This is a genomic window from Nocardioides sp. (genome assembly GCF_035703625.1).
Taxonomy (GTDB): Bacteria; Actinomycetota; Actinomycetes; order Propionibacteriales; family Nocardioidaceae; genus Nocardioides.
Genome location: NZ_DASSXS010000170.1, coordinates 1 through 10112, shown reverse-complemented (window position 1 = coordinate 10112; position 10112 = coordinate 1). Strand labels below are relative to the sequence as shown.

8 protein-coding genes and 1 pseudogene are annotated in these 10112 nt (G+C 68.4%); 4 read left to right on the top strand and 5 right to left on the bottom strand.

What is annotated here, in order from left to right:
- The 3 genes from VFN12_RS08390 to VFN12_RS08380 form a co-directional block, all read left to right on the top strand.
- Positions 1-223, top strand: a 223-nt coding sequence (locus tag VFN12_RS08390) for an Lrp/AsnC ligand binding domain-containing protein (protein WP_325118187.1), incomplete at its 5' end; no start/stop codon positions are given.
- A gap of 95 nt (positions 224-318) precedes the next feature.
- A complete protein-coding gene (locus VFN12_RS08385; protein WP_325118186.1) occupies positions 319-3840 on the top strand; it encodes an Ig-like domain-containing protein in 3522 nt (1173 codons plus the stop codon).
- 84 nt (positions 3841-3924) lie between these two features.
- Positions 3925-4620, top strand: coding sequence for a class I SAM-dependent methyltransferase (locus tag VFN12_RS08380; protein WP_325118184.1), 696 nt, complete (start codon positions 3925-3927; stop codon positions 4618-4620).
- A 17-nt stretch (positions 4621-4637) separates the two neighbouring features.
- On the opposite strand, the gene VFN12_RS08375 is transcribed toward VFN12_RS08380, so the two are convergent.
- From VFN12_RS08375 to VFN12_RS08355, 5 genes are read right to left on the bottom strand one after another with little or no spacing between them, the layout of a single operon-like run.
- A complete protein-coding gene (locus tag VFN12_RS08375; protein WP_325118183.1) occupies positions 4638-5618 on the bottom strand; it encodes a Gfo/Idh/MocA family oxidoreductase in 981 nt (326 codons plus the stop codon).
- Positions 5611-6693 carry a DegT/DnrJ/EryC1/StrS family aminotransferase gene (locus tag VFN12_RS08370; protein WP_325118182.1) on the bottom strand — a complete coding sequence of 361 codons (1083 nt, stop codon included), beginning with the start codon at positions 6691-6693 and terminating at the stop codon, positions 5611-5613. The genes VFN12_RS08375 and VFN12_RS08370 overlap by 8 nt, the downstream gene beginning before the upstream one ends.
- The gene (locus VFN12_RS08365) at positions 6683-8176 is read right to left on the bottom strand and encodes a DUF2142 domain-containing protein (RefSeq protein WP_325118181.1); all 1494 of its coding nucleotides are present in this window, start codon (positions 8174-8176) and stop codon (positions 6683-6685) included. The genes VFN12_RS08370 and VFN12_RS08365 overlap by 11 nt, the downstream gene beginning before the upstream one ends.
- On the bottom strand, positions 8173-9105 hold the full coding sequence (locus VFN12_RS08360) for a glycosyltransferase family 2 protein (RefSeq protein WP_325118180.1): 933 nt from the start codon (positions 9103-9105) through the stop codon (positions 8173-8175). The genes VFN12_RS08365 and VFN12_RS08360 overlap by 4 nt, the downstream gene beginning before the upstream one ends.
- 54 nt (positions 9106-9159) lie before the next feature.
- Entirely contained in the window at positions 9160-9774 is a 615-nt protein-coding gene (locus VFN12_RS08355; protein ID WP_325118179.1) for an acyltransferase, read from the bottom strand.
- A 98-nt stretch (positions 9775-9872) separates the two neighbouring features.
- Between VFN12_RS08355 and VFN12_RS08350 the strand changes: the two are divergent.
- Positions 9873-10112 (top strand): annotated as a pseudogene (locus VFN12_RS08350) (hypothetical protein); the annotation flags it as partial.

Here is a 10112-nt window from a genome sequence, read left to right as displayed (position 1 = left end):
CGAGCAGATCGCCGACCTCGACGGGGTCAGCGAGGTCTACTCCGTGACCGGCCAGATCGACCTGATCGCGATGGTGCGCGTCCGCGACCACGACGACGTCGCGTCCGTGGTGGCCGACCGGCTCAACAAGGTGCCCGGCGTGACCGCGACGGAGACCCACATCGCGTTCCGCGCCTACTCCCGCCACGACCTCGAGTCCGCGTTCTCGCTCGGCCTCGACTGACTAGGACGATCGGACGTTTTTCGTTCGTTTGCCGGACACCGGCGACACCCCGACCTAGCCTGAGCCGGTCTGTTTGTCGTTCTCGGGGGGCCCGGATGTCTCGTCTCGCTGTCAGTCGCCTGGCACTCGTGTGCCTGGTGGCGCCGTTGCTGTCGCTGACGGCCGGGCTCACCTCACCGGCGGCCGCGCTCGACGCCCCGTCCTCCCTCTCACCAGGAGGGCCAGTCGCCACGACCACCCCGACGCTCGAGTGGAACCGGGTGAGCGGCGCCGCGAAGTACGAGCTGCAGGTCGACAACAACTCCGACTTCGGCAGCCCGCTCTTCAACCTCACCACCACCAACGACAAGGCCGTCCCCACCGTCCGGCTCCCGGTAGGAGACGTCTTCTGGCGCGTCCGCGCCGTGTCGTCCTCCGGCACCCAGTCAACCTGGACCCGGAGCGAAATCGTCGTCGACCGGAGCGCGGCGGCGGTGCCGGCGCCGAGCTCTCCCATCGGTGGGGAGCAGCTGAGCCAGCCCGGCGAGCCTGCCCTGCTCAAGTGGTCGGCGGTACCGGGTGCGACCAGGTACTACGTGGAGGTGGACGGTGACGCGGTGCCGGACTGGGTCGGGGCGACCCCGTATTCCTCTCCGGGGCCGAGCTTCCAGATTCCCGCGCCCCAGGCACCCAAGGTCTGGCACTGGCGGGTGCGTGCCGAGACGTCCCCAGGGATGCTGAGCGACTGGTCGGACGGCGCCAGCTACGAGATCCTTCCGCTCGCCGAAGTCCAGCAGGACCCCAGCATGGAGACCGGCGGGCCGATCCAGGACGTCGTGCTCAAGTGGTTGCCGGTACCCGGCGCGGCGAAGTACGAGCTCCAGGTCGGTCTCGACCGGGACTTCAACCAGCCAGTCGAAACCAGGACCGTGCTGAGCACCCGCTACTCGCCGACCACGACCTACAAGAACGACCAGTTCTTCTGGCGGGTCCGCGCCATCGACGCCGGCAACAACCAGATGGCCTGGCCGTCCGCGCCCTTCTCCTTCCAGCGGAACTGGCCGCAGTATCCCCAGCTCCTTCACCCCGCCGACCAGCTGGCCCCTGCCAGTGGCGACGACTTCTACTACCAGTGGACGCCGGTCCGCCACGCCACCCGCTACCAGCTCGACGTCGGGTCCGACCCCAACTTCACCCCAGGCAGCTTCGACACCTGCCTCACGGCATCGACGACCTACACGGCGGGATACGGGGGCGCCGCGGATAAATGCATGCCGTCCCAGGGCTCCGTCACCTACTGGCGGGTCCGGGCCCTGGACCTGCCGGCGAACGTGGAGGGCATCTTCTCGGAGGTCCATCGCTTCGTCTACGACTCGGGCAGGGTCAACCTCGTGGCGCCAGCAGACGGGGCGGTAGTGGCGGTACCGACGCTGAAGTGGGATGCCGCCCGTGACGCCGAGAAGTACAAGGTCGAGCTCAAGAACGCGGCTGGCACGCTCGTGGGGGGCACTCCCGTGACGACCCACTCGTTCAGCTGGACACCCAGCTCAGCGCTGGACTCGACACAGGGACCCTTCAGCTGGACGGTGCAGGCTGTCGACGCCGGCGGTGCGACGTCGCCCAAGTACCCCGGACGCTCGTTCACCCTGGCGGGCACCCCGCCGACCACCGGAGCCCTAGCCCTTAGGCCGGACGAAATCGACCCCGGTACGAGATTCCCGGCGCTTTCCTGGGAGCCCGATCCGGACGCCAAGACCTACCGGATCCGGATCGGGATCTCGGGATCGGGCTTCTGGGACAACACCAGTGTTTCCCCAATCCTGACCACGAGCTACGCGTATCCGGCCGCGACCGACATCGGCCCCTACTACCTCTCGCCCGACACCTACATGTGGCAGGTCCAGGCGGTGCACCAGGACAACACGGTCACGGCCTGGGGCCCGATGGGCACCTTCGTGGTGCAGGGGTTGTCGGACGTCACCGGTCAGCAGATCGCACTCGACGGTCAGGCCCTCGACGCGGGCACCTCGTGCGACATGGCGCTCGGGACCGTGGTGGAGGACGCACAGATCTGTACCGGTGTTCCCGCGACCCCGGTCCTGGACTGGAACCCGGTTCCCGGGGCGGGCGGCTACCTCGTCTACGTGGGCAACGACAGGGAGTTCACCAACCGGGTCTACGGCAACACACTGCTGCCCACCGTCAACACCCGATGGACGCCGACCGTACAGACGAGCCCCGAAGCCTTGGCGGACAACCAGGCCGGCGAGTCCTACTACTGGTACGTCCGTCCCTGCAAGACCCTAAGCCCGCTCCGGGGGTGCGGGCCGGATCCGATCGGCCGCAACAAGGCAGCCACCAATGCCTTCCGCAAGATCTCACCTGAGGTCGAGCTGCTGGCCCCGGGCGCCAACAGCGTCAACGAGTGCACACCCGACACCGCCACCCTGGTCGACGGTGCCAAGTGCGCAGGGGACATCGCCTTCTCCTGGGTTGACTACTACGCCACCAACCAGCGAGTTTCCTACGAAGGAGGGCTGGCGCCGTCGTACCAGACTGGACAGCGATACCGGATCGAAATCTCCAGGAACGCCCAGTTCAGTCCGGTCCTGCACTTCCGCGATGTCGACCAGCCGACCTACACCTGGTTCGACGACACGTTGCCGGAGGGCGACCTCTGGTGGCGGGTGCAGGCCATCGACGCCAAGGGGAACCGGCTGACCTGGAGTGACCCGGCCCGCGTCACGAAGGACTCGGGCGGCGTCGGCCTGGTGTCGCCGGTCGGCAACGAGATCGTGCCCGGGAGCACTCCCTTCGCCTGGACGCCGAAGGACCACGCGGTGAACTACCGCCTCGAGGTCTACCGCAACGACGACGACAGCTACTCACCGGCGAACCGCGTGGTCACGGCCGACGGCCTCAAGCTCTCTTCCTACGTCCACTCCAGCTTGCTGCCCGCATCTTCCACCCCGTATCGGTGGCGGGTGCGCTGGACGGACGCCGGAGGGGAGTTCGGACCGTGGACATCCGGCGGCCGCTTCCGGGTGGATCGTCAGGAGGTCGGGCTGGTCTCACCGGCCGCCGGCAGCCTCGAGCGCCCGAGCGGCCCGCTGTTCAGCTGGGACCCGGTTGGCTCCGCGGTGAAGTACACCGTCGAGGCACGCCGGGTGGGTGCCACGTCCACCGTCTTCAGCCAGAGCACTCCCGCAACGGCGTGGGCGACCACCAGTCCGGTGGCCGACGGTGAGTACGAGTGGCGGGCGATTGCCTTCGACGCCAGCGGCGGCAACCTCGGGTCGAGTGCCTGGCGCCGCTTCACCGTCGACACCACCAGGCCGACCGTCATCACGAAGTCACCTGGGACGCGCGCGAAGCGGGGATCGAACTTCGTCGTGAAGTTCAGCGAGCCGGTGAGGGGCGCCAGCTCCACCACCATGAAGCTCTACGTCGCGGGTCGGACCACTCCTCTCGGCGCAGTAGTGACGGCGAGCAGTGATCGGCGGCAGGCAACGCTCAACCCGAGCAGGAATCTCGTGGTCGGCAAACGGTATGAGATCCGGTGCACCACGGGCTTCGAGGACGACGCGGGCAACAAGCTGGTTTCCTACAGTTGGAAGGTCAACGCCGTCAGCGGATAGCGTGCGCCGTGTCCTGGCCCTGAGAGCAGCCGAGCCGCTTCTGTTCCGAAGACAACGACCGACTTCCGAGGCAGGATTGCTCGCATGGCAGTGTCTCGGGCCGTCGCCCTCCGCGTCCGCAACTTTCTCGACAACTGGCTCCCGCCCGCGGTTCGCGACAGCCGGTTGCTGATGTATCCGCTCCTGAGGCTGGTGCTCGGGTCGTCCTGGACTGAGTACGCCCGGTTCAAGGCGGTTGGCTTCGCTCTACAGCCCGAGGAGTTCGCCGACACGTACCGCCGCGTCGCCGGCAGCGAGGCGCAGGGCGACACTGACCTGAACGAGCCGTGCGTCGAGGCGATCCTGGCCGCGATTCCAGGCGGCACGGTGCTCGAGGCCGGCTGTGGCCGCGGCTATCTGGCGCAGCGGCTGACGGAGGTGGCTGACAAGGTCGTCGCCAGCGACATCGTCCTCGGCGACGCCCTACCGAGACACGACCGGATCTCCTACGAGGAAGCCAGCGTCGAAGCGCTGCCGTTTCCTGATGACTCGTTCGACACGGTGGTGTGCACCCACACGCTGGAACATGTGCAGCGCATCGACCTGGCGATCTCGGAGCTGCGGCGGGTGTCTCGGGAGCGGGTCGTGATCGTGGTCCCCAGGGAGCGACCGTACAAGTACTCGTTCAACCTGCACCTGCACTTCTTCCCCCACGCATGGAGTTGGCAGGCGGTCGCCGGGGCGGTTCCCGGTGCGACGTTGCGCGACCTCGGGGACTGGTTGTACGTCGAACCTCAGTAGAGGCGGCCTCTTCGCGATCACGAAAACGATTCTGTCGCCGATGAGGCCGACGACCGCAGTAGCGCCTCTGCCACACCGACGACACGTGCGGCCTCACGGATAGAGACCACATCGTTCGAGATGCCCAGGACCGCGTCCCTGAACGCCGCCAGCTCCACCGCCAGCGGCTCCGGCTTCGCGATGGCGTAACGCGTCATGTCGCCCTGGACCACGCCCCGGAAGGAGGCCATCGAGTCCCACTCGACCGGTGTGACCCCGTTGGCATGGAAGGTGAGGTCCGCTGCGACGGTGTCGGCGATGAAACAACCTCGTTCTCCGAGCACAACCGTCACGCGTTCCTTCAGGGGAGACAGCCAGTTCACCAGGTGGTTGACCACTGTGCCGTCGTCGAGGCGACCGACTGCCGCCACGAGATCCTCCCGTTGACGGCCGGAGCGGTGTGCCGTCCGGGCGGAGAGGTCCGCATAACCCCGCTGAGTCACCCAGGCGGTCAGGTCGATGTCGTGAGTTGCGAGATCCAGCACCACGCCTACGTCCTCGACCCGAACCGGATAGGGGCCCTGACGCCGGGTCGTCACCTGGAAAACTTCCCCGAGCTCGCCGTCCGCCAACCGCCGACGCATCTCCTGCAGCGCGGGGTTGTAGCGCTCGATGTGTCCCACGCAGCCGACCAGCCCGGATGCCTCGAACGCCTCGGCGAGGCGCAAGCCGGACGCAACATCAGCTGCTACCGGCTTCTCGATGAGTGCATGGACACCGGCCTCGGCCAGCCGGCCCCCCACCGACTCATGCAGGGCGGTGGGCACCGCCACGACTGCGAGATCGATGCCGCGCTGGATCACAGCTTCGACGTCGTCCACGATCCGTTCGGACCTTCCGTCCCGCGGCGCCGGTTCGGCGATTCCGACGAGCTCCACGCCGTCCAGTGCATCGAGGACCCGGGCATGGTGGCGCCCCATCTGTCCGTAGCCGACCAGCCCGGCGCGCAGGTCACCCATGGGTCGACTCCCGGAACTGGTTGACGGTGGCTATGACGTGGGAAACGTCGTCGTCGGTGAGGGTCGGCCGGATCGGCAGCGACAGGACCTCACGTGCGGCCAGCTCGGTGTGGTCGAGGCGAGCGCCGGCGTCGTACGCCGGGAGCCGGTGGATCGGAACCGGGTAGTAGACCTCGGCGCCCACGCCGTGGTCCTGCAGATGCGCGCGCAGCAGCTCCCTGTGGGCGGTGCGGATCGTGTACTGGTGGTAGGCGTGGGTCACTCCCGGGGCGACCGCAGGGGTGCCCACTCCCCTCAGCTCCTGGTCGTAGCGCTTGGCGACCGCGTCCCGCGCGGCGTTCCAGAGGGTCAGCCGGTCGAGCTGGACCCGGCCGATCGCCGCGGCGATGTCGGTCATCCGGTTGTTGAGGCCCACGATCTCGTTGCGGTAGCGCTGCTCCATGCCCTGGTTGCGCAGCAGCCGCACGCGCCGGGCGAGCGCCTCATCGGCGCAGACCACCATGCCGCCCTCGCCGGTGGTCATGTTCTTGGTGGCGTAGAAGCTGAAGGCCGCCAGGTCTCCGATGGCGCCGGCGGGAGTGCCGGAGCTGGACGCGCCGTGCGCCTGGCAGGCGTCCTCGACCAGCAGCAGACCAAGCTGCTCGGTCAGGGCGCGCAGCGCGCCGACCCCAGCGGGCTGACCGTAGAGGTGAACCGCCATCACGCCCACCGTCCGCGGCGTGATGGCGGCTCTCACGGCTTCGACGTCGAGACAGAAGGTGAGCGGGTCGATGTCGGCGAAGACCGGCCGCGCTCCGGTGATCGCCACGGCATTGGCGGTCGCGGCAAAGCTGAACGACGGGACGACGACGTCGTCGCCGGGTCCGACGCCCGCTGCCAGGAGACCGAGGTGCAGCGCACTGGTCCCCGAGTTGACCGCCACGCACGGTCGTCCTTCGACCAGGTCTGCGAACTCCTCCTCGAAGGCAGCAACCTCCTCACCCTGCACGACCCTGCCGCTGGACAGGACCCGCGTCACCGCGGCCTGCTCCTCGCAACCGAAGCGAACGACGACACTGGGCACGTCACGTCGCATTGACGGTCTCCTCCGTCGGCCTCACGGCCTCCTCGGTCGCATGGTTGCTACCGCGCCAGCCCATCGCCCAGGCGCCCCACCAGATGAGTGCGGCTGCTGACGTCATGAGGAGTGCCTCGACCGCCACCGGAGGAGATGCCCACGAGTTCGTTCCCGAGTACGGGCTCGTCGCCAACTCGTTGCGCAGCACCTGGACCGGGCCGACGACCTGCCCGATCGCGAACAGCACCAGGCCGGGGAGGGCAACTCTGGCCCCTATCTGAATCCCTTTGCGTTGCCAGGCAACCCCAGCGAGCAGCAGCAGGCAGACCCCGTAGGGCAGTTCGTACCGGCCCTGCCACGCTGCGCCGTACCTATCGGCGGTGGCAAGCGTCACGATTGCCGGCAAGAGGAAGAGCGTCGCGATGCCGAGACCCAGCGCCCACCTGCCGCGTCGGTCGAAGGACCGAAGCGCAACGACCAGACACCCACCCACCAGGAGGAGGTACACGACGTAGACCAGCGGGGGCGCGGGCGCGTCACGGTAAGGGAATGCACCGATCGCCTGCAGCGGCCACTGGATGAGCAGTTCGCCGACCCCCATGACCTTCTGGCTCCAGGTCAGCTCTGCAGGATCGACGCCGACCACCAGCGACCGTTGGCTCAACGTCCACACGACACTCGCCATGGTGGACAGTGCGACCGCGACAAGGGCGAGGGCACCCATGGGCCGCCCCACCACCTGCCTGATCCGGGCCGTGGACACCGGTAGCGCGACGAGGCAGGTGACCAGGACCAGCGCGCACCAGAGTGGACCCAGCGAGCGGACGGTCACGAGGACAGAGCCGGAAATGGCGGCGACGCCCAGGTACAGCCGGTCATGTTGGGGGGTCGCGGCAAGACCCAGCCCGATCAGGGCTGAGGACCACGCAAGCCCCGCCGCCATCTCGACACCGTTCGGAGCCGCAATCGCGGAGGTGAAGATCACGGTCGGGGTGAGCGCGAGCGCGAAAGCCAAGGGTGGCGCGCTCCCGGACGCCCAACGACGAAGACAGAGCACCGCCAGCAAGAAGAATCCCCAGCAGGCAAGCAGTCCGGTGATTCGCATCGCATACAACGCATCAGTTCCCTGGAACAGCATGGCGGGATACCCGATCAAGGCGTAGAACGCCGGGTGGTAGCGACCGGCCCCGCTAGGGACCAGGACGGTCTCCCCGTCAGGGCGCCCGACACAATCCTCAGCATTGGTGTAGGGCAGACGCTCGCATTCCGGTCGAGTGGCAGCGACAATGTGCGCCGGGACGCGCAGCACGGCGCCAGTGCCGCGGGTTGCTTCGGTGGGTTCGGCCACCCACGTCCCCTCCGCGACCGCCGCCGCGCGATACGCGTGGTCCCATTCGTCCATTCCACGGAACGGTGGCACGCCGACCAGCCACGCGAGCTGGGCGAGCAGCAGGCCGCCGACGAGTGCCAGCACCGGCCAGTCGACGCGATTCCGGCTCACCTGGTCCCTTCCTGGATGTCGAGGAACAGCGCGAAGATGAGCAGGTGGAGCCCGCTCAGGAGCGGCCCGACGCACATCACCACCGTGCCGGCACTGGCCACCGGAGGGCCCAGGGTGTTGGCCAGGATGAAGATCCCCACCGCCAGCCCCACCAGCAGCAGGGCGAGTCCGGAGAACAGCATCAGGGCCACCGGCGAGAACGACTGCAGCACGTACTTGCGCCAGATCCGGTGCCAGAAGCCCCGCCACAACCTGGCGAGCAGCGCCGGCGCCACCTTGCCCAGGCGCATGCCGGACACCTCCTCCGCGTACAACGCCGGGACCGGCACGTCGCGGGCGGTCACACCGAGGATGTTCAGGTGGATCAGGAGGTCGTTCTCGAAGTCGTAGCGCTTGGCGATCCGGTCGAACGTGAGCCGCTCCAGCGCTGTGCGGTGGATCGCGGTGTACCCGTTCTGCGGGTCGAACAGGCCCCAGTATCCGGAGGCCGCCTTGGTCATGAACGACATCACGACGTTCCCGAAGACCCGGTGCCTCGGCATGCCGTCGAACGACCCGTAGGCGTAGAAGCGGTTCGCCTTGGTGAACTGGGCGGAGCCGTCGGCGATCGGGTCCAGAAGGGCCGGGAGGTGGTCGGGGTCCATCTGGGCGTCGCCGGCCATCACGACGGACACGTCGGCGTCGAGCTCCAGCGCGCGCTGGTGCCCGGCGAGGATGGCCCCTCCGACGCCCTGGTTCTGCTCCAGCTCGATCACCTCGAGACGAGCGTCAGCGGTGTCCCGCGCGGCGTCCGCGGTCGCGTCGGTGCTGGCGTCGTCGACCACGATCACGTGGTCCACCAGCTGCGGACTGGTGGTGACGACGCGTCCGATCAGCCGGCTCTCGTTGTGGGCTGGCACGACCACCGCCACGCGCATGTCCCGGTACATGCCACCCCCTTCGGCGCGGTCAGACTAATCGACCCCAGCCTGCCCCGGGGCGATTCAGGGCAGAGTGTCGGTGCCCGCGTCCTGCTCCTCCAGTGCGCCACCGACCTCCCGGTACGTCACGTTCGTGACCGTGCAGCGCAGGGACCCGTCGGCTTCGCCCACCAGCGGAACGCCGGCGCGGCCGACCCAACCGACCCGTCGGGCGGGTACGCCGGCGACGAGGGCGTGGTCGGGGACGTCGCGCGTGACGACCGCTCCGGCCGCGACCATTGCCCACTGCCCGACGCTCACCGGCGCGACGCAGAGCGCGCCGGCGCCCAGTGAGGCTCCCTCGCCGATCGTGACACCCACCGGCTGCCAGTCGGCCGCGGACTTCAGCGACCCGTCGACGTTGACCGCGCGAGGGTGGGCGTCGTTGGTCAGGATCACCCCCGGACCGACGAAGACCCCGTCCGCCAGCGTGGCCGGCTCGTAGAGCAACGCGCCGTTCTGGATCTTGCATCGATGGCCCACGCGTACGCCCGGCCCGAGGTACGCCCCGCGGCCGACGACGCACTCGTCCCCGACCACGACGTCCTCGCGCAGCTGGGCCAGCCCCCACACGGTCGAGGCCGAGCCGACGCTCGCAGAAGGGTCGACGAGTGCCGTCTCGTCGAGGCGCGCATCCACCCTGGCTCCCTTCCCCTGCTGGTCCGGAGTCCAGATCCTCGCACGCTTCCCCGACACCGTCCGCGCAGGCGAGCCGACACCGGCGATAGCCTGCGCCGGTGACCTGGCTCGGAGACCACTGGCTCGACCTGTTCGGCTGGTTCGGCAGCGCCCTGCTGATCTTCTCGCTGCTGCAGACGCGGGTCCTGAGGTTCCGCCTGCTCAACCTGGCCGCGTCCTTGAGCCTGGTGCTGTTCAACGCCCTGGTCGGTGTCTGGCCGATGGTCGGGATGAACCTCGCCACCTCGTCGATCAACCTGTGGTTCATCGCCAGGATGCTGCGGGAGCGCCACGACGAG

What these genes read in the sequence shown, in the direction of transcription:
- VFN12_RS08385 (WP_325118186.1), top strand. Translation starts at nt 319, where the DNA reads ATGTCTCGTCTCGCTGTCAGTCGCCTGGCACTCGTGTGCCTGGTGGCG.
- VFN12_RS08380 (WP_325118184.1), top strand. Translation starts at nt 3,925, where the DNA reads ATGGCAGTGTCTCGGGCCGTCGCCCTCCGCGTCCGCAACTTTCTCGAC.
- VFN12_RS08375 (WP_325118183.1), bottom strand. Translation starts at nt 5,618, where the DNA reads ATGGGTGACCTGCGCGCCGGGCTGGTCGGCTACGGACAGATGGGGCGC.
- VFN12_RS08370 (WP_325118182.1), bottom strand. Translation starts at nt 6,693, where the DNA reads ATGCGACGTGACGTGCCCAGTGTCGTCGTTCGCTTCGGTTGCGAGGAG.
- VFN12_RS08360 (WP_325118180.1), bottom strand. Translation starts at nt 9,105, where the DNA reads ATGTACCGGGACATGCGCGTGGCGGTGGTCGTGCCAGCCCACAACGAG.